18 protein-coding genes, 16 tRNA genes and 1 rRNA gene are annotated in these 18,612 nt (G+C 51.4%); 3 read left to right on the top strand and 32 right to left on the bottom strand.

Features of this window, described 5'->3' with window-relative positions:
* Positions 1 to 36 precede the first annotated feature (36 nt).
* Positions 37 to 840, top strand: a complete 804-nt coding sequence (locus XI25_RS28020) for an NAD kinase (RefSeq protein WP_046681148.1) — start codon at positions 37 to 39, stop codon at positions 838 to 840.
* Between the two features lie 127 nt (positions 841 to 967).
* Here XI25_RS28020 and XI25_RS28015 read toward each other — a convergent pair whose 3' ends face one another.
* Both XI25_RS28015 and lipA read right to left on the bottom strand, forming a co-directional pair.
* Positions 968 to 1,567, bottom strand: a complete 600-nt coding sequence (locus XI25_RS28015; protein WP_046681147.1) for a YutD family protein — start codon at positions 1,565 to 1,567, stop codon at positions 968 to 970.
* A 23-nt stretch (positions 1,568 to 1,590) separates the two neighbouring features.
* Positions 1,591 to 2,490, bottom strand: a complete 900-nt coding sequence (gene lipA / locus XI25_RS28010) for a lipoyl synthase (RefSeq protein WP_046681146.1) — start codon at positions 2,488 to 2,490, stop codon at positions 1,591 to 1,593.
* Between the two features lie 210 nt (positions 2,491 to 2,700).
* Between lipA and XI25_RS28005 the strand changes: the two genes are divergently transcribed.
* On the top strand, positions 2,701 to 3,798 hold the full coding sequence (locus tag XI25_RS28005) for a M23 family metallopeptidase (protein ID WP_046681145.1): 1,098 nt from the start codon (positions 2,701 to 2,703) through the stop codon (positions 3,796 to 3,798).
* Between the two features lie 61 nt (positions 3,799 to 3,859).
* Here the strand turns inward: XI25_RS28005 and yunB are convergent, their stop codons facing one another.
* The 3 genes from yunB to XI25_RS27990 form a co-directional block, all read right to left on the bottom strand.
* Positions 3,860 to 4,843: a sporulation protein YunB gene (gene yunB, locus XI25_RS28000; RefSeq protein WP_235440479.1), complete on the bottom strand. Its 984-nt coding sequence runs from the start codon at positions 4,841 to 4,843 to the stop codon at positions 3,860 to 3,862.
* Between the two features lie 188 nt (positions 4,844 to 5,031).
* On the bottom strand, positions 5,032 to 5,823 hold the full coding sequence (locus XI25_RS27995) for a TrmH family RNA methyltransferase (protein ID WP_046681144.1): 792 nt from the start codon (positions 5,821 to 5,823) through the stop codon (positions 5,032 to 5,034).
* 59 nt (positions 5,824 to 5,882) lie between these two features.
* On the bottom strand, positions 5,883 to 6,545 hold the full coding sequence (locus tag XI25_RS27990) for a potassium channel family protein (RefSeq protein ID WP_046681143.1): 663 nt from the start codon (positions 6,543 to 6,545) through the stop codon (positions 5,883 to 5,885).
* A gap of 128 nt (positions 6,546 to 6,673) precedes the next feature.
* On the opposite strand from XI25_RS27990, the gene sspI reads away from it, so the two are divergent.
* Positions 6,674 to 6,907: a small acid-soluble spore protein SspI gene (gene sspI, locus XI25_RS27985; RefSeq protein ID WP_046681142.1), complete on the top strand. Its 234-nt coding sequence runs from the start codon at positions 6,674 to 6,676 to the stop codon at positions 6,905 to 6,907.
* Between the two features lie 115 nt (positions 6,908 to 7,022).
* Here the strand turns inward: sspI and XI25_RS27980 are convergent, their stop codons facing one another.
* The 27 genes from XI25_RS27980 to XI25_RS27850 all read right to left on the bottom strand — a co-directional run.
* A complete protein-coding gene (locus tag XI25_RS27980) occupies positions 7,023 to 8,603 on the bottom strand; it encodes a peptide chain release factor 3 (protein WP_046681141.1) in 1,581 nt (526 codons plus the stop codon).
* A 103-nt stretch (positions 8,604 to 8,706) separates the two neighbouring features.
* Positions 8,707 to 10,260, bottom strand: coding sequence for a glucose-6-phosphate dehydrogenase (gene zwf, locus XI25_RS27975; protein ID WP_046681140.1), 1,554 nt, complete (start codon positions 10,258 to 10,260; stop codon positions 8,707 to 8,709).
* A 137-nt stretch (positions 10,261 to 10,397) separates the two neighbouring features.
* On the bottom strand, positions 10,398 to 11,168 hold the full coding sequence (locus tag XI25_RS27970; RefSeq protein ID WP_046681139.1) for a YwmB family TATA-box binding protein: 771 nt from the start codon (positions 11,166 to 11,168) through the stop codon (positions 10,398 to 10,400).
* Positions 11,169 to 11,366: 198 nt separating this feature from the next.
* On the bottom strand, positions 11,367 to 12,011 hold the full coding sequence (locus XI25_RS27965; protein ID WP_046681138.1) for a response regulator: 645 nt from the start codon (positions 12,009 to 12,011) through the stop codon (positions 11,367 to 11,369).
* On the bottom strand, positions 11,977 to 13,071 hold the full coding sequence (locus XI25_RS27960; protein WP_046681137.1) for a sensor histidine kinase: 1,095 nt from the start codon (positions 13,069 to 13,071) through the stop codon (positions 11,977 to 11,979). The genes XI25_RS27965 and XI25_RS27960 overlap by 35 nt, the downstream gene beginning before the upstream one ends.
* Before the next feature lie 48 nt (positions 13,072 to 13,119).
* On the bottom strand, positions 13,120 to 13,764 hold the full coding sequence (gene liaF, locus XI25_RS27955) for a cell wall-active antibiotics response protein LiaF (RefSeq protein WP_046681136.1): 645 nt from the start codon (positions 13,762 to 13,764) through the stop codon (positions 13,120 to 13,122).
* Between the two features lie 312 nt (positions 13,765 to 14,076).
* Positions 14,077 to 14,760, bottom strand: coding sequence for a PspA/IM30 family protein (locus tag XI25_RS27950; RefSeq protein ID WP_046681135.1), 684 nt, complete (start codon positions 14,758 to 14,760; stop codon positions 14,077 to 14,079).
* Between the two features lies 1 nt (position 14,761).
* The gene (locus tag XI25_RS27945; protein ID WP_046681134.1) at positions 14,762 to 15,250 is read right to left on the bottom strand and encodes a PspC domain-containing protein; all 489 of its coding nucleotides are present in this window, start codon (positions 15,248 to 15,250) and stop codon (positions 14,762 to 14,764) included.
* Positions 15,251 to 15,252: 2 nt separating this feature from the next.
* On the bottom strand, positions 15,253 to 15,927 hold the full coding sequence (locus XI25_RS27940) for a PspA/IM30 family protein (RefSeq protein WP_046681133.1): 675 nt from the start codon (positions 15,925 to 15,927) through the stop codon (positions 15,253 to 15,255).
* A 50-nt stretch (positions 15,928 to 15,977) separates the two neighbouring features.
* Positions 15,978 to 16,280 carry a LiaF transmembrane domain-containing protein gene (locus tag XI25_RS27935; RefSeq protein ID WP_046681132.1) on the bottom strand — a complete coding sequence of 101 codons (303 nt, stop codon included), beginning with the start codon at positions 16,278 to 16,280 and terminating at the stop codon, positions 15,978 to 15,980.
* 277 nt (positions 16,281 to 16,557) lie between these two features.
* Positions 16,558 to 16,637, bottom strand: a tRNA-Leu gene (locus XI25_RS27930).
* A 7-nt stretch (positions 16,638 to 16,644) separates the two neighbouring features.
* Positions 16,645 to 16,721, bottom strand: a tRNA-Arg gene (locus tag XI25_RS27925).
* An 11-nt stretch (positions 16,722 to 16,732) separates the two neighbouring features.
* Positions 16,733 to 16,806 (bottom strand) — tRNA-Cys (locus XI25_RS27920).
* Between the two features lie 9 nt (positions 16,807 to 16,815).
* Positions 16,816 to 16,890, bottom strand: a tRNA-Gly gene (locus XI25_RS27915).
* A 14-nt stretch (positions 16,891 to 16,904) separates the two neighbouring features.
* Positions 16,905 to 16,979 (bottom strand) — tRNA-Gln (locus tag XI25_RS27910).
* A 17-nt stretch (positions 16,980 to 16,996) separates the two neighbouring features.
* Positions 16,997 to 17,072 (bottom strand) — tRNA-His (locus XI25_RS27905).
* Positions 17,073 to 17,094: 22 nt separating this feature from the next.
* Positions 17,095 to 17,168 (bottom strand) — tRNA-Trp (locus XI25_RS27900).
* Positions 17,169 to 17,175: 7 nt separating this feature from the next.
* Positions 17,176 to 17,261 (bottom strand) — tRNA-Tyr (locus tag XI25_RS27895).
* A 3-nt stretch (positions 17,262 to 17,264) separates the two neighbouring features.
* Positions 17,265 to 17,340, bottom strand: a tRNA-Thr gene (locus tag XI25_RS27890).
* 20 nt (positions 17,341 to 17,360) lie between these two features.
* Positions 17,361 to 17,436, bottom strand: a tRNA-Phe gene (locus tag XI25_RS27885).
* A gap of 43 nt (positions 17,437 to 17,479) precedes the next feature.
* Positions 17,480 to 17,556, bottom strand: a tRNA-Asp gene (locus XI25_RS27880).
* A gap of 34 nt (positions 17,557 to 17,590) precedes the next feature.
* Positions 17,591 to 17,667, bottom strand: a tRNA-Met gene (locus tag XI25_RS27875).
* Between the two features lie 18 nt (positions 17,668 to 17,685).
* Positions 17,686 to 17,761: transfer RNA gene (locus XI25_RS27870), tRNA-Val, on the bottom strand.
* 61 nt (positions 17,762 to 17,822) lie between these two features.
* Positions 17,823 to 17,897 (bottom strand) — tRNA-Glu (locus XI25_RS27865).
* A gap of 16 nt (positions 17,898 to 17,913) precedes the next feature.
* A tRNA-Ser gene (locus XI25_RS27860) sits at positions 17,914 to 18,005 on the bottom strand.
* A gap of 5 nt (positions 18,006 to 18,010) precedes the next feature.
* Positions 18,011 to 18,086: transfer RNA gene (locus XI25_RS27855), tRNA-Asn, on the bottom strand.
* Between the two features lie 130 nt (positions 18,087 to 18,216).
* A 23S ribosomal RNA gene (locus XI25_RS27850) occupies positions 18,217 to 18,612 on the bottom strand; the annotation flags it as partial.

The following is an 18,612-nucleotide window of genomic DNA, read 5'->3' as shown; positions in this document are numbered from 1 at the left end:
CATCGATATATAACCTTATAAAAGGAGTTTATCAACTTGAGATACTATGTTCTGGACCGCGGGGACCCATTGTCTGTCGAATTGAGTCAACAATTTCACAAGCTGGCGGAACAGCGGGGTTTCGAACTGGATGCCGAGTCCCCGGAAATCGTAGTTTCCATAGGCGGGGACGGTACCATGCTGCACGCTTTCCATACATTCATCGATCGGATCCCCGACCTTGCTTTTGTCGGAATCCATACGGGCCATCTTGGATTTTATGCCGATTGGAAAGCGGATGAAATTCCCAAGCTGATCGATTTGATGTGCGGCATCGGAGATCCCAAAATTCTGAAACCGAGAATCGTTAAGTATCCGCTGGTTCAGCTCGAAATCCACAAGAAATCGGGAACGGCATCTTATATCGCCCTGAATGAATTCACGCTAAAAGGCGTAGACGGAACCGTCGTCGCTCAAATCGACATCAATGACGTAACCTTTGAAATGTTCCGGGGGGACGGCATCTGTATCTCTACGCCATCCGGCAGCACGGCATACAATAAGAGCGTAGGCGGCGCCATGGTCCATCCGTCCATTGACGCCCTGCAAATTGCGGAAATCGCTTCGATCAATAACCGTATCTTCCGGACCCTCGGCTCTCCTTTGCTGCTTCCGAAACATCATCATTGCGACATCTTTTCATGCAAAGAGCAGCGACTGCTGCTGACTGTAGATCATAATAATATACCGATCGACGATCTGATATCCGTCCGCTGTCAGGTTGCCGAACAAAAGGTCAGCTTTGCCCGCTACCGTCCATTTCCGTTCTGGAACCGGGTGCGGGACGCTTTCCTGGGTTAGGTCAGTCATCCATCTAAACTTTATGATGAACGCAAGAAGCGGCTTTGCCCTTTTTCCCACAGCATGAAGCTTATATTTGCACAAAAACAGCAGCCCTTAATCGGGCTGCTGTTTTTGTGGATCAGGCTTAATCCGCCTGATGACGCGGTTTGGGCTGAGGCCGCTCACGGTGATCCCGGTTTTCGCGGGCTTTGCCTTCTTTCCATGATTTCGGATGTTTTCCTGAGCGGGAGTCTTTGGATTCCCGTGGTTCCCTTGATTCTCGTTTCCCTCGGGCATCCGGAAGCTCTTTATCCTGAGCGCGTTCGCTCTGCCTGCCGGCGATTTTGGGTTCCTTATCCTTGCTGTCGCCCTTGTCCGCGCTCGTTTCAGGATCCAAAGCACGGCTTTCATCCAGGCCTTCAAAAGCTTCCTGGGCTTCCTTCAGTTCCTTAAGCTCTTTCGGATCTTTGATCTCTTTCGTCTTATGCAAGACAAAATAGGCGCATCCGAAATTGCAGTACTCATTGATATAATCGGACAACGTCGAATAGGTTGAGTCTTTCGTGGCCTTAGGGTGGTTGTCCCGGTAAAAGCCTTTTAAACGCAGCTGATTGTATCCCCAATCACCAACGATATAATCGTACCGCTCAAGCACTTCACTGTACCTCTCGCGGAAAGCTTCGGGATTCCAGCCGCTGCGATGATCCACGAGGACCTCGTAGCTTTTGTTGCCTATAACGATCAAGCAAGTTCCCCTGCCTTTCCCGGCTAAGATTGAACGATTTGTTCCTTGCGGCGTTCAGCGGATTTCACCTGTTCATGCGCATGATAAGAACTGCGTACGAGAGGTCCGGACTCCACATGGCTGAATCCCCGTTTAAGCCCCTCTTCCTTCAATAAAGCAAACTCCTCGGGGGTGTAATATCTTTCGACTTTCAAATGTTTGGGCGAAGGCTGCAGATACTGACCGATCGTCATGATATCGCAGTTCACCGAACGAAGGTCGTCCATCGCTTGCAAAATCTCATCCCATTCTTCGCCGACACCAAGCATAATGCTGGATTTGGTTGGAATATCGGGCTGCATAAGTTTTGCGTTTCTTAGCAGCTCCAGCGAACGGGAATATTTTGCTTTCGCGCGAACGCGGTCGGATAAACGCTCCACCGTCTCGATATTATGATTTAAAATATCCGGTTTGGCGTCCATCACGATTTTAAGGGATTCGGTGCTGCCCATAAAATCAGGGATCAGAACCTCAACGCTGCAGAGTGGGAGCCGCTTGCGAATGGATTTGACGGTTTCGGCAAATATGTACGCTCCGCCATCCTTCAAATCATCCCTTGCCACGCTGGTAACGACGCAGTGGCGCAGGTTCATCTGCTCTGCGGCTTCGGCAACACGTTCCGGCTCCTGCAAGTCAAGCTCGGTTGGAAGTCCCGTATTTACGGCACAAAAACGGCATGCCCGGGTACAAATATCCCCCAAAATCATAAAGGTTGCGGTACGATTCGCCCAGCATTCATAAATGTTTGGGCAGCGCGCTTCCTCGCATACCGTATGGAGCGTTTTGGAACGCATCATGCTTTTGATTTCCTTATAGTTATCGCCCGTAGTGAGCTTGATCTTGATCCAGTCCGGTTTGGGTTGGCTATTGGAAGTTTTGGACAAGAAGAAAACCCTCTTTCGATTGGAGTTGGAGATAGTCCATTAACTGCTCCATATTATATCATGAAAACCTTACGTTTACCTATCCTCATCGATATGGAAATCATCTTTCTACGGCATGGATAAAAACAGTCGTTTCGAATCACCCTACAGGAAGGCATCCACGTCCGTTTTTTCTCAGCATGATTTGATTAGGATCAGGAGGAAAAAACCATGAAAAACACATCGCGACAATGCAGGCAGAGCCGGGACTGGATTCGCAGGACCGCCGTCGCCATTTTGGTCCCCGCAACCGCCGCTTGTCTATGGAATGGAGGGTATGCCGAAGCGGGCCATACTCTCCGATCGGAAAAGGCGGTATCCGCTCCTAAGCCGAAGGAGGAGGATGTCTTTTCAACGAGAAAGGCGCTTTACGATCGGATTCAAGCCGTAACGCAAGTGCCCTGGTATCGGCTGGCTGCCATCGATCAGTACGAACGTACGTTGACCCGTGTGCATCCAAAGGACCGGAAGCATCCTCAGCGCGAAATCGGCATATTTGTGCCTCCTACAGCCTGGGCCGGACCACTCAATCCCAATCCGGAGGATACTTATCCGCCGACGATTGAATTGTACTCGGGGATGGGACGGGACGGGGATGGAGACGGACTGGCCGATCCGAACAATAATGTCGACCTGTTGTATAGCATGGCCTCCAAGTTAAAACCTTTCGGTCATTCACGGGATGACTTCGGAATCGGATTATGGTCATACTACCAGAACAGCAGGGCCGTTCAGCGCGTGCTGCAATATGCCAAGCTGTATGAAACCTTCGGCAAGCTGGATTTGTTCGATCATGCCTTCCCCCTTCCGGTCAGGAGCGATTATTCCTACCGAAGCACCTACGGCATGGGGCGCAGCTGGGGCGGCTACCGGATCCATGAAGGAACCGACCTGTTCGCAAGATACGGCGTACCGGTCCGCAGCACCTGCTACGGGGTCGTGGAGCTTAAAGGCTGGAATAGGTACGGCGGTTGGAGGATTGGAATCCGCGATTTAAACAACCATTATCATTATTACGCCCATCTTCAAGGTTTCGAAAAAGGGGTTAGAGCCGGCGATGTCGTCACTCCGGGCCAAACGATCGGCTGGGTGGGAAGCTCGGGCTACGGTAAACCGGGCACATCCGGCAAGTTCCCGCCCCATCTTCATTACGGGATCTATCGTGATACCGGTTTGTCCGAATGGTCTTTTGATCCCTACCCCCTCCTCAAGCAGTGGGAACTTCAGGAGCGGAAAGCCCTCCGAAAAGGCAAAAAAGCGCGTCGCTGACTTTCAGCAGTACGCGCTTTTGCTTTATAAGGCAGGGCATCGCTACTCATATATCGCATAATTACGGCTGCCCCACGCTGTCATGAAGCGGTTCTTCCATCTCCGGGGTAACAGCATCCCCTTCGCCTTGATGTCCTCCCTCCTGAGGCACGGGAACGGACACTCCCGGCCCAGGCTTATCTCCGGGAGATACCGGTTTTTCGCCCGTCTTGGCCGGAGGAGGAATCGCTATGCTTGGCGCTTGGGCACTATTCTCGCCAACCGGATTCCCCTGGTTATCGTAATAGTACATAGGAACGTCGCCGACGACCAGCAAATAGGATATCGGAATATCGGTTTCCACAACTTGGGGTTCCATATCAAACGGGACGACGACCGCCACTTCCGTGACGATATGCACGAATACCTCAACCAGGATCATGTTGATCCCCGCCTCCTGCTGCCGGGTATCCAGCTGGACCTTGACCGCGCCCTGCGGCTCGATTTTCACCGGGATCTGCGGGCCGAATGAAGCGACAATCGGGCTTTTTAGAACCTGACCGAGCGGGATATGTTCCTTTCGTTTATGGATCGTCTCAAGCGTCTCCTGCACGAGCTGCGTAGTGAAGGACGTAATTTTAAGATGCTCCGCATAGTTAAGCATAAATCCGGTAACCTTGCCTGAGCTGTCGGTTTTCCAGTTCACCAGATTATCAAACTGCTTTCCCTGCGATACCTGGCTCGTAATGGCTTTGTTTATCGCATCCGTTGCGATTTGCTTTACCCGTATCTGGGCCAGATGCATGATCGGCGGTTTCAGATTCCTCTCGACATATAAAAACAGCTGCAGAATGCCAAACAAAAATACAAGCGACGCAATCAGCCACCACTTCTTCCGGTTGCGCGGCCTGGAATTCTGAGAACGCGTCCGGCTCCAGGAGGCTTTGACGGGTGTATAACCGTTCCTGACGGGCTTTCGGTGTACCCGCCGCATTTTCGGTCTCGGCCATGACGGCAACGACGGGAGCGAAATCCTTCGGCTCCCCCATTTTTTTCTTCTGAACACATTTGCCCTCCCCTCTTTTGTCGCCCGAGGTGCGGCCTCTTCTTGGCAAGCTGTTCCCTTCAGAAGAGAATATGCGGACAAAGCGTGAAAAAGAAGGGCTTCTCCCACGTAAAAAAAGACTGAAGCCCGGGTCGATGACCTCATTCGCCCGTTTTCAGTCTTTTTTCGTATTCATCAATTCAAGTTATTTACCGATATTCCCGCTGCCGCAATGCCTCGAACAGAAGCACCGAAGCGGCCATGGCCGCATTGAGCGACTCCGCCCTGCCCGGCATCGGAATGATGATGGCATCGTCCACGAGCGCAGCAGCCTCGGGTGAAACGCCGCTCCCTTCGCTGCCGATCACAATCCAGCAGAAGCCAGTGAAGTCGTAGTGAAAAGCTGAAGTTTTTCCCTCCAGGGAAGTTGTAACAAGCCTGGCCCCCTTCTCCCTGGCTCTAGGCAGCAGCTCGGTTAACTCCCCTTCGATGATCGGCAGATGAAATACCGAGCCCATGGTGGAGCGCAGCGTTTTCGGGTTGTAAAGATCCGCACAGCCCTTGCCCAAAATCACTCCAGCCGCTCCTGAGGCGTCTGCGCTGCGGATAATCGTTCCAACATTGCCCGGATCCTGCAATCCGTCCAATACGATTACCGGTCTGCCTATATCGGCAAACAGCTTGTCCCAGGTTTCGCGTTCTTTTCGAACGACGGCAAAAACCGGTTGAGGGGTAGAAGCGTGACTGACCTTTGAAATAATCGCTTCCGTAACGCCGATCCATTCCACCCGGCGGCCGTTGTCCGGTATTTCCCTTAACTCCCGCGGAATCCCTTTAGCCATGTCAAAAGCGACGCATTCCACATCGGCTCCGGACAGGAGGGCCTCCTGAACAAGATGGATTCCCTCAACCACAAACTTGTTTTGCTTATCCCTGTGTTTTTTCTCCTGCAGCTGAGCCCAAGCCTTCACCCTTGGATTCTGCAGCGATAAAATTTCCATGTCATTTCCACCCGTCTCATTCCTGGCGTTTACAGACGTACGTCGTTATGAACAACCGCTTATCTCGGATACGCAAGCTCCAGCTTGGTCAAATCGTTTTTTTGTCCGACAATGACCAGAATGTCTCCCTCGACAAGCCGGTCTTCCGGATTCGGCGAAATATTCATTTCCCCGCCGGTACGTATCCCCATCACGTTGCAGCCGAATCGCGCCCGGATATCCAGCTCTTTCAGATTCCGGCCGATCATGTCGGAAGATGCTTTCATCTCCATAATGCTGTAGTCATCCGACAATTCAATGTAATCCAAAATATTCGGAGACACGAGATGATGGGCTACCCTAAGCCCCATGTCACGTTCAGGGAATATTACTTTGTCGGCGCCGATCTTTTGCAAAACCTTGCCATGGAGCTCATTCTTTGCCTTGACGACGATGACCTGCACACCCAGATCTTTTAAGATCAGCGTTGTCAAAATACTTGATTGGATATCCTCGCCGATCGCCACAACCACGACGTCAAAATTGCGGATCCCGAGAGCACGAAGCGCTTCTTCGTCCGTCGAATCCGATGATACCGCATGCGTCACCATCCCTGCGATTTCCTGGATGCGCTGTTCGCTCGCATCCACGGCCAGCACGTCAAAGCCCATGCCGCTTAGCTCTTTGGCAACACTCGTACCGAAACGTCCCATGCCGATAACGGCGTACTGCTTTTTTGCCATGTTTTATCCTCCCCGAGCCTTAGATCTGTCTGTGTTAGTATACCATATTGAAATGCAATCTTGAATTTAACGAGCCTTCCGGGGGCACATTAGTCAATGACCCTTAAATAACAAGGAGGAACATTTCGATGTCCATATTGTTAGATCTAAGGCAGGCCGTCATTCACAAAGTCCATAATCAGGACGAAGAGCAGCTTCGCTCCATGATCGAGGGTTCCGTCGACGGGCCCGAAGCCGCGCTTCCCGGTCTCGGCGTCATGTTCGAGATGATGTGGAAAGACATGGATTCCTCGGCTCAGGCTGACCTTGTCTCGTCCCTTCATGATCACCTGAAAACCGTAACTCCAGGAAAAATCGTCTGATGATCCTGGGAGTAGGTCAAGCAGAAACAGCAATCCCCCAGCCGGATACGGCAGGGGGATTTTCCATATATGGCAGCCAATGCTGAGGCCGTAAGCAAGTTTGGAACAAGTATCTTTAAGGCGCGGTTTCCAAAAACTTGGCTGTCGGATTTTTTTCCATGGCCGTTCTCATCGCGTACTCATTTTCAAAGAGAACGACATGGTTGTCCTTTTTATCCAGAACCAGCGTGGAGTTAATGCGGAATTTCGAAGGATCGACCTTCTCGTCCATGATCCAGCGCGCAAACTGATACGGCATGCGCTGAAGCTGTACTTCCACGCCGTATTCCGCCTTCATCCGGTATTCGAATACCTCAAACTGAAGCTGACCGACCACGCCGAGAATCATGTCGTCGAAGCTGATCGTACGGAATACCTGAATCGTTCCTTCCTCGGTCAGCTGGTCAATGCCCTTCTGGTACTGTTTATGCTTGAACGCGTTCTTGATCGTAACCTTGGCAAACAGCTCGGGAGAGAACGTCGGCAGCTCGTTGAACACGACCTCCCCGCCCTGACAGAGCGAATCGCCGATGCGGAAGATGCCCGGGTCAAACAAACCGATAATATCCCCCGGGTATGCTTCCTGTACGATATCCCGATCCTGGGCAAGAAACTGCTGCGGCTGGGAGAGCTTGATCTCCTTGCCTGCACGAACATGCTTTACGCTCATGCCGCGCTCGAATTTGCCGGAAACGATGCGAAGGAACGCAATGCGGTCCCGGTGAGCGGGATTCATGTTCGCCTGGATTTTGAATACATATCCCGTAAACTTCTCGTTGGTCGGTTCGATAAGACCTTCCGTGCTGCGGCGCGGTTCCGGCTTCGGCGCCAGCTGAAGGAAATTATCCAGGAAAGTCTGCACGCCAAAGTTGTTCACGGCACTGCCGAAAAATACCGGCGTCAGTTCGCCCTTCAGCACCTTCTCCAGATCGAACGGGTCGCCGGCCACGTCGAGCAGCTCCAAATCCTGGCACAGCTGATCATGCAAAAACTCACCGGCCATGTCGCGGATGACAGGATCGTTATAATCCTTGACTTTTTGCACCTCGATGGAGGAATGGTCATCCCCCTGGAAAAGCTCGACCTGATTTTTCATCCGGTCATAAACCCCGCACAGCTCCCGCCCGGAGCCGATAGGCCAGTTCATCGGAACCGAGCGGATTCCGAGCACCTGCTCAATCTCTTCCATCAGATCAAACGGACTGCGACCCTCGCGGTCGAGTTTATTGATAAACGTAAAGATGGGAATGCCCCGTTTGGCGCATACCTGGAACAATTTAATCGTCTGGGCCTCGACGCCCTTGGCCACGTCGATCAACATGAGCGCGCTGTCCGCAGCCGTCAATGTCCGGTACGTATCTTCACTGAAATCCTGGTGACCCGGCGTATCCAGTATGTTAATGCGGTGGCCTTTGTAATCGAACTGCATAACCGAGGACGTGACGGAGATCCCCCGCTGCTTCTCGATTTCCATCCAGTCGCTTGTCGCATGCTTGCTTGCTTTTCTTGCCTTAACCGAACCCGCCAGGCGAATGGCGCCGCCGAACAGCAGCAGCTTCTCGGTAAGCGTTGTTTTACCGGCGTCCGGGTGGGAAATAATCGCAAAAGTTCTGCGCTTATCCACTTCGCTTTGCAGCTCATTTATCGTTTTGCCCATTTCACTGTTCCCTTCGTTACTAAAGTCATGTATATCATTGTACCACAATCCATACGCAAATCATCCCCATACGCCAGGCGCATGAGGATGATTTTTTTAAGATTTAATTGGATCCTTTAAGCCAAACCACATTATCTTCATCCTGACCGTTTACCGGCCACCAGTGGAAACCGTCTTTCTCCAGCAGCTTGTCCGCTTTCTGCGGTCCCCAGGAGCCGGCAGCGTACGTTTCCAGATCGCTTTGATCCTCTCTCCATGCCTGGGCAATGCTGTCCACGAAGGACCAGGCCGACGCCACTTCATCCCAGCGGGTAAAGTAGGTGGAATCGCCGCGTGCCGCATCATGCAAGAGGCGCTCATAAGCTTCGGGGGAATTGATACCTACCAGGCAGCTCTGACAGAAATCCATGGCAACCGGTTCGATCTCGTTTTCCGAACCTGGTTTCTTCGCATTGATCTTCACGTACAGGCCTTCCATCGGATTCACGCGAATGACGAGCAGGTTAGGCTCAAGCGAATGCTTCTGGCCGAGGTAAACATTGCCCGGCATCCGTTTGAATTCCACCACGACCTCCGTGGTTTTGACGGGAAGCCGTTTGCCTGTACGGATATAGAACGGAACGCCGGCCCACCGGAAGTTATCCACAAATACCCGGGCTGCAAAATAAGTTTCCGTATTCGACTCCGGATTCACCTTGTCCTCTTCCCGGTAAGCGGGAAGCTCTTTGCCTCCGGCAGCGCCCTTCGCATACTGGCCGCGAACGACGTTTTCCTTCACGTCCTGACTTGTGGCATATGGACGAAGAGACCGAAGCACTTTTACCTTCTCGTCCCGGATATCCTCCGGCAAAAGGCGGCTAGGCGGCTCCATGGCAATCATGGTGAGCATTTGCAGCATATGGTTTTGCCCCATGTCGCGCAGGGCACCTGCGTGATCGTAATAACCGCCGCGCTCTTCAACGCCGACGGTCTCGCCCAATGTGATTTGAACGTTAGCGATATGCTTGTTGTTCCAAAGCGGCTCAAAGAAAGCATTCGCAAAACGGATAACCTCAATGTTCTGCACCATTTCCTTGCCGAGATAATGGTCGATCCGGTAAATTTCCTCTTCCTTGAACACCTGGCGGATTTCTTCATTCAGCTTCGCCGCCGATTCCAGATCATAGCCGAACGGTTTTTCAATGACGAGACGGTTCCAGCCTTCTCCATCCAGCATTCCGCCCTTTTTCAGGTTAAAGGATACGCTGCCGAACAGTTCCGGCGCAAGCGCCAAATAGAACAGCCGGTTGCCCGGAATGCCGAATTTGGCCTCGAGCACTTCGGTTTGCTCGCGAAGCTCTCGGAACCCGTCATTATTGTTAATATCCAACGATTTATATTCAAAATGCTGAGCAAAAGTATTCCAATCCTCGTTTTGCTCGGAACGGTACCGTCCAAATTCCTGAATCGAACGGTATACGTCCTCCCGGAACTCCTCTTGGGTCCGCGGACGCCGCGCCACGCCGATTACCGCAAAATCCTCTGCCAACTTTCCTTCGCGATAAAGACTGTAGATCGCCGGGAACAATTTGCGTCTTGCCAAATCACCGGTCGCTCCAAAGATGAAAAATACCGCTCCCGGCGTCTTTAATGTGTCTAGATTTTGATTTTCAGCCATGGCTCCTCATTCTTTCTATGTAATATGGTGTATTTTTATGCATCGAGACTTACCACGATGTGATGACATTTTAGCATATTCATAAAAAGTATGCTATCTCATTTCATACTTTTTCATCGTTATTTCAGAAAGTGTTCTTAATATTCGACGGTAATGACGGGAAATCCAATCGTGATTCTATTATTTTTCTTCATGGAATCTTCATGCACGGCAACCTGCATATGAATAGACTCGGAACCGCTTCGAGCGTCAAACGCGAGTGAAGGGACATGATATGAACGGCTCACCGTCGTCGTATCTTCATAAGAATCCGCCATCTCAAGCGGCAATGTTTCATCAAGGCTCTGTTCAAGGAAGTCTGCGGTTTTCACCGCGGGAGCTTCATAACTTACATTGCCCTGTACGGCTGCATTCCATTCGGGAGTCACCCCGGCGTTCAGCATGGAATTCCATCCCTTCTCCTGAAGCTCCAGCATGTGCGACAGTCTATCCTCGCCGCTGGCATCGAGCTGTATTTTGGCGTAACTCCGGTTTCCTGCCAGAACCCAATCCATCCGGATGCTTACGCCCTTGACCGTCGCCCGGGCACGATATGTTTTCCCTTCCTGGTCTTCTTCCATGCGTACGGTTGTCAGCCCCATCTCCTGGGCAAGCTGCCGTGCGGACTCATCCAGCTCTTGTTCGGAAAAAAGGTCCCGTTCCCCCTGCAATTTAACCGTTACCTTCGTCGGCGATGAAATCTCCTTTTGCCCCAGATGATACAGCAGTTTCAGCTCCTCGGCCGCCGATTTTGCGGATGTCCCGTTCTTCTCTTTTAATGGGGTTTTTTGGGAAAAAACCGCTAGCACGCCCGTTATGCCGCTAATCAGTAAGATCAGTGCCAACCACTGGATTCCAAAACGCCGCATCGATAACCGCTCCTTTAGATGAAATCTATCAATCTAGTAAAAGGATGTCCGATTCTTGTCATTTTATTCTTGGGAAAGATTTAAATTCGTTTTCTTTGGCATGCGGCTTCCGCCTCATTGGAAAAAGCCCCCGACTGCCAATGAAGGCAGCAGAGGGCTCAAATGAGTGCCGCGGAGTGGCTTTCCGAATATTTTTTCTTACTCGGCAAGTCCGTTTTTATAAGCGTAAATCGCAGCTTGAGTCCGGTCCTCCACGCCCAGCTTTGCCAAAATATTGGTGACGTGGAACTTTACCGTTTTGATGCCGATAATCAGATCATCCGCAATATCCTGATTCGACTTCCCCTGTGCGAGCAGGCGCAGCACCTCCATCTCACGATCCGTCAACTCGCTGTGAGCCGGTGCTTCGGTCTGAGGGTGACGGAAACGGTTCATCATTTTGGAGGCCACCTGCGATTCCAGAACCGATTGTCCCCGCGCAGCAGCGCGGATGGCATCCGCGATCTCCGAAGCTCTGGATGTTTTCAGCAAGTAGCTGAAGGCTCCCGCCTCGATGACCGGATACATTTTTTCGTCGTCAAGGTAACTCGTAAGGACGATAACCTTGCAGTCCGGGTACAGCTTGAGCATCTCCCGCGTCGTTTCGATGCCGTCCATCCCTTCCATGACAAGATCCATCAGCACGACGTCCGGATGGTATTCCTTCGCTAATCTTATTCCTTCTTCTCCGCTGCCAGCCTCGCCGACCACTTCAATCCCGTCCTCTGTCCCCAAAACGGCGGCAAGTCCGATCCGGACCATTTCATGGTCATCGACCAGCAGTACTTTGATTGGTGTTTCCATCTACCTCACCCCGGTTTCGTTCTTCGTCCATCAGAGGGACTGAAATTTCAATACGCGTGCCTTTTCCCGACGCTGTGATGATCTGAATGGAACCTCCCAGCTCGGTTACCCTCTCCTCCATGGTAGACAGGCCGTAAGAGGTCTGCTTTTTCTCATCCAACTCAAAGCCGATGCCGTCATCACGGAGGGTCACGCGCACAGTGTTCTGTTTGCGCTGGATCCGAATGTCCATTCGATCCGCTTTGGCATGACGCAGCGTGTTGGACATGGCCTCCTGGATAATTCGGAACAGGTGGTTCTCGACCCCTTTCACCAGAGGAATCCCTTCCTCCATCTCCAAAGTAATCTCCATCGGCACTTTGATTTGAAGCTCACGGATAAGCTCACGAAGTCCCTGCTCCAGCGCTTTGCCCTCCAGATACACCGGCCTTAGATGAAGCAGCAGCGCCCTCATTTCCGATTGGGCCACCGCGGCCATTTCCTCAATCAGAGCCACTTGCCGCTGAGCCTTGCCAAAATCCTTCTCCAGCGTACGGCCTACCGCCGTGGCCGTCATGGAGATGGCAAACAGCTGCTGGGATACCGCATCATGCAGTTCGCGGGCCAGGCGCTGTCTTTCCTCCACGATCGCCGTCATGCGAGCCTGTTCGGCCAGCTGCGCATTGTTTGTGGACAGACGCTGAAGCGAAGTGACCTGCTCCTCCCAGCGCTTGCTGATACGCCCCAGCTGCTCGCCGAGTCGGCCAACTTCATCCTCGCCCATATCCGGCATGACCGCCGAGGTAACGCCCCCCTTTTCCCAGGTAATCAGCGTTTCCCTTACATGGTCAAGCCTTCGTTTAACCCTGTAACCCTGAAAAAAACCATAAGCTCCCCCGAGTGCGATCGGCAGCAACGCAAGCGTGATCCCCGCCTGAATGGCATTTCTCCAGGAGTCAAAGGGTTGAAGGTAATCGTATGTATATAAAACATATAACACTACCAGCATGATCACAAAGCCCAGAAGGGTGCCCTCACGCATGCTCCGGGTAATCATATTCGCTTTCTTTTCCGAATCCATCGGGCAGCCCTCCTGCTTTTTAACTGGCGCTTTGTGGGAAGCCTTGACTTAAACAAGCCGTACGCTTAAATCCCCGCCAAGGTAAGACACAATAAACTTTACTTTATATTCGCTGGAATCATAGTTTGGCGATTTCCAGTTCAGACGGTTCATGACTCCCGTCTCCTTCTGCCTTCCGACATCGATCGAACCGAACAACACGAAAGCCTCAATCTCCACTCCGTAATAATCCGGAATGGCGATATCAATGTCTCCCAGTATCCCGTGAAACATAAGCACCGTAATTCGTTCCTCCGGCAGGGCGAGCGACAAATCGACGTCGGCTTCGCCGAATACATGCCATACGCTTTGGCTCCGCATCACCCATGGAGCGCTGTCCCAGTCAAAATTGGACATGAAGTTTTGCCTTTGCACATAGGAATCCGTCCCATGGGCACGCCGGGCTTTTCCATAGAAAATACCGAGCGAAATCAGGCCGATTCCAATAATAAGCATCAGATGATCCAACAGAAGCAGGACAGCTCCCACGCCAAGGATGATATATCCCTTACGGACATGGCCGCCTCGAATCTGCTGAATGCCTGCCACCATCAGCAAAAGGGCGACAATGGTAAAGAAACCGAACCATCTGCCGAAAAGCATAAACACGCCGATGCCGATCAATCCAAAAGCAATCCAGCGGTTTCTATCCATGACGCACCTCCTTCCGATGATAATCATGCCGGGTTGAAAAGACTTCATTATCCTTCCCGACAGATAGCGTTTCTACGGGAATAGACAAGCTATTGGTGAAGTCATTGCTTTCTTATGTCTCCGGAAAAGCCAAAACAGTGCGAAAGATCCGCACCGTTTGGCTTGCTCAATATAGTGACAGCCGTTGGGATCACAACTCGATGACCGAACCCCAATATCCTTGTATGCTCAAGTTCACTCCAGTAGCATATCACATTTATCGTTTTTTTCGTATACGTAAGAAGCTATAAAATTTGTTAATGTCTCCCCGGCTTATTTGTCCTTGGAAGCACCGTTCATTTTGTTCTTAAGCGCGTTAAGCTGTTCTTCCACCTTCAACTGCTTTTCGGCATCCACCGGGCTGGTGTAAGCATGGGTTGCGCGATATGGAGCACGCATAACGTCCGCTTCCGCTTCAAGCTGCATGATTTTTTCCTCCATGCGGTGGAATCCCATCGAAGCATTTCCGCTTTCGATCGTGTGCAGGCTGCTAACCTGGGACATTTGTTTTTTCGCTTTCGCCATTTGGGCACGGGCTACCAACTCGTTGCGCTTATTGCGCATTTTGTAGAACTCATCTTTCATCTGATGAAGCTGAGCGACCAGTTCTTTCGCTTGGGCTTCGGACTGCAGGTGAAGCTCCTGGTATTCCGTTTCTTTTTGGTCAAAATAGATTTTCTCTTCGAGCAGTTTACGGGCAACTTCTTCCTGGCCGTTTTTCAAAGCCAGCTCGGCTTGGGCTTCGCGTTGGGCTGCCATTTTAACGGCTTCATCCACACGCTGCTTCATGCGGCGTTCATTCGCCATTTGCTTGGCCACCGTCACTTCAGCCTCATGAATTTCGGCTTCCATGTCGCGCAAATATTGATTCAGCATTACAATCGGATCCTCAACCTTGTCTAGCAGCTCGTTCACCGATGCTTTTGTCATGTCTTTAATTCTTTTAAATACTCCCATTTTATAAATCTCCCTTCTCATATTTCGAAAGTTTTTGCTTAAGCTCTTCTATTTCCTTTTTCAAGGCCTTCTTCTCGATATCTTTCATCATGGCATCTAAGTCTTCATCGGGAGCCGGTTCGGCATTTCTGGCATTGTAGCCTCCGTCATAATAGCCTGGTCCCGGATTGCGCGGTCCAAAACGATCGCGGTCATGGCAACCGTCATACCGGCGACCGTTATGTCCCTGGTAAGATCCTCTTGGGCCGTAATCGTAACCGGAGCAACCTTGACCCGGACCTCCCGGCCCATACGGATCACGATAATAAGGTTCCTTCGGAATCACGAGCGAAGCGATTAAATAGATCAACAATGTCGTACCGCCAGTAAAGAAGATACTGATGACAAAAATAATACGGAGCAGGGTTGATTCGACGCCGAACGTATCCGACAATCCGCCGATCAGCCCGGTGAACATTTTATCTCGGGTGGAACGGTACAATCTCGTCATGTTTACTCCTTTCCGCTGTTATCCAGCTTCTGCTTCAAGCGAGCCAATTCCCGATCAAGGATCGTGGAGACGCTATCGCCTGCTTGCCCCAGATATTCCTGTCCCATCTTGCGAAGGTCGCGCAGACTTTTGGCTTCAAGCTCCCAGTCGCTAATACGATCCTCAAGGCGATTAAACATCTTTGGCACATCCTGGCCGCCGTAAGCGCCTGTGCGTTCATTCATTTTCTGCTGAAGCCGCAGGGTTTCCATCCGGGCCACGTAATATTGGCGTTTGCTGTAAACCGACTGGTATTCCATCCTCAGCTCTCCAAGCTGTTCTTCCACTTCCCGCAAGGATTCGCGGCTTGTAGCCAGCAAACCCTCATACTGTTCAATTTTCTCCTCGTAGATCAGTTTCTCTTGAAGAGCCAGCTTGGCGAGATGATCCTCTCCTGCTTTCAAAGCCAGCAGGGCCTGCTCTTCACGCTTCATCCTCATCGTTTCCGCCTGATCCACCTGTCTCTTCAATTGGCGTGTATGGGACTCGCATTGCTGTTGAAGCTTTTCGGCCTCCAGGATATCCTGGCGGGTTGAATGTAGAAATTGATCGATTAGCCGTACCGGATCTTGGCTTTGTTCAAGCTTTTCGTTCAAGGTAGCGGCCGTTATGTCCCGAATGCGTCGAAATACGCTCATTGTCGCTTCGTCCTCCTATTCTTTCAAATATTACATTGATGCATGGCGTCTTAGTAGTAACGGCTTCTCCCGCCTTTTAATCGGGATACTCCATAAGCGATCAGGAGGATACCCAGTATCGGTCCGATCAGCCAGGAAAGTTTGCCCATCAAAACCATGACCCCAATCCCGAGTACGATCCAACCGAAGAGCGTGTTGCCTTGGCGGATGCCGTAGTAGCCAAGTGCGACCATAAGCACGGGGATCAGCAAGCTGAACAGCCAACCGAGGAGAGGACCGAAGACCCCTAACAGAATCAAAGCGCCAAGACCGATGAGCAGGATGCCCATCCCGTTTCCTTTTGAGTTTCTCATGTATACACCGCCTTTCCGTTCCGGCTTTTTAAAGTATCAAAATCTTTTGTTCAACCTTATGACTCTATTCTAGGTAATTTCTCGTTAAGCTAAAACGGACCCCGGACGGTTTTTTATCCTCGACCTAAGTCGGGGACATCGTCAGACCTCAGTCTATACAAGCCCTTCCACGCAAAAAAAGCGGATGAGCCGCCAGGCCATCATCCACTTGCTGTTGATTGTTTGCTATCATTTTATACAAAAAAGGAACGTGGATAACCACGTTCCTTTTAGATGATGCCGGTGAAGGGACTCGAACCCCCACGGTTTCCCTCACGATTTTGAGTCGCGCGCGTCTGCCAATTCCGCCACACCGGCTAACAAATGGCGTGCCCTAAGAGATTCGAACTCCTGACCTTTTGATTCGTAGTCAAACGCTCTATCCAGCTGAGCTAAGGGCACAAATGTTTGAATGGAGGCGCCACCCAGATTCGAACTGGGGATAAAGCTTTTGCAGAGCTGTGCCTTACCACTTGGCTATGGCGCCAAATAAAAATGGAGCGGACGACGGGAATCGAACCCGCGACCCTCGCCTTGGCAAGGCGATGCTCTACCGCTGAGCCACGTCCGCAAGAAAAAATCAAATGGCTGGGGATATAGGATTCGAACCTATGCATGACGGAGTCAAAGTCCGTTGCCTTACCGCTTGGCTAATCCCCAATATGATTTTTAAATTATGGGGCGATCGATGGGACTTGAACCCACGAATGCCGGAGCCACAATCCGGTGCGTTAACCCCTTCGCCACGACCGCCATAATAATGAAAAGTTTCTGTTGGCAGGGGCAGCAGGAATTGAACCCACACTAACGGTTTTGGAGACCGCTGTTCTACCTTTAAACTATGCCCCTATAAAACTGGTGGAGGATGATGGATTCGAACCACCGAACTCGTACGAGAACAGATTTACAGTCTGCTGCGTTTGGCCACTTCGCTAATCCTCCAGGTGGTGCCGGCGAGAGGACTTGAACCCCCAACCTACTGATTACAAGTCAGTTGCTCTACCAGTTGAGCTACACCGGCTTATGCAATTTAGAACTAAATGGTGGCTCGGGACGGAATCGAACCGCCGACACGAGGATTTTCAGTCCTCTGCTCTACCGACTGAGCTACCGAGCCATAAAGCTCTTTCGGTTATTCATTTGCCGAAGCTTAAAAATAATGGCGGAACCGACGGGATTCGAACCCGCGATCTCCTGCGTGACAGGCAGGCATGTTAGGCCTCTACACCACGGTTCCACGAGGCACTATCGCATGACATAAGCGATATAATTGGTTGCGGGGGCAGGATTTGAACCTGCGGCCTTCGGGTTATGAGCCCGACGAGCTACCGGGCTGCTCCACCCCGCGTCGTTAAGAAAATATTTATGGTGGAGGCTGAGGGGATCGAACCCCCGACCCTCTGCTTGTAAGGCAGATGCTCTCCCAGCTGAGCTAAGCCTCCATAAATAAAACCGACCTTTATCATACCAGAATCCCGATCACTTAGCAAGCGATAAAAACAGTGGTGACCCGTAGGGGATTCGAACCCCTGTTACCTCCGTGAAAGGGAGGTGTCTTAACCCCTTGACCAACGGGCCACGCCTAAAAATATAATGGCGGAGAGAGAGGGATTCGAACCCTCGAGACGCTTTTGGCGCCTACACGATTTCCAATCGTGCTCCTTCGGCCAACTCGGACACCTCTCCATAAATGGCTCCCCGAACAGGACTCGAACCTGTGACAACTCGATTAACAGTCGAGTGCTCTACCAACTGAGCTATCAGGGAACAATATTCGATTCAAGTGTTTTAATCACCTGAAAACTAGATACGAAACGTTTTGCGTTTATGTCTTACGAAGTTCTGCTCCGATGCAAAGCGTAACGCTTCCGAAGCGAGTTTTACTCCGTAAAACTTTTAGGATAAGCCCTCGACCGATTAGTATTGGTCAGCTCCATGCATTGCTGCACTTCCACCTCCAACCTATCTACCTCGTCGTCTTCAAGGGGTCTTACTAATTGGGAAATCTCATCTTGAGGGGGGCTTCACGCTTAGATGCTTTCAGCGCTTATCCCTTCCGTACTTAGCTACCCAGCCGTGCTCCTGGCGGAACAACTGGTGCACCAGCGGTACGTCCATCCCGGTCCTCTCGTACTAAGGACAGCTCCTCTCAAATTTCCTACGCCCACGACAGATAGGGACCGAACTGTCTCACGACGTTCTGAACCCAGCTCGCGTACCGCTTTAATGGGCGAACAGCCCAACCCTTGGGACCTACTTCAGCCCCAGGATGCGATGAGCCGACATCGAGGTG

The sequence above is a fragment of the Paenibacillus sp. DMB20 genome (assembly GCF_000987955.1).
Lineage (GTDB): Bacteria > Bacillota > Bacilli > Paenibacillales > Paenibacillaceae > Paenibacillus_AQ.
Note: the sequence above shows the minus strand (reverse complement) of the source record. Positions and strands in the feature narration are given on the sequence as shown.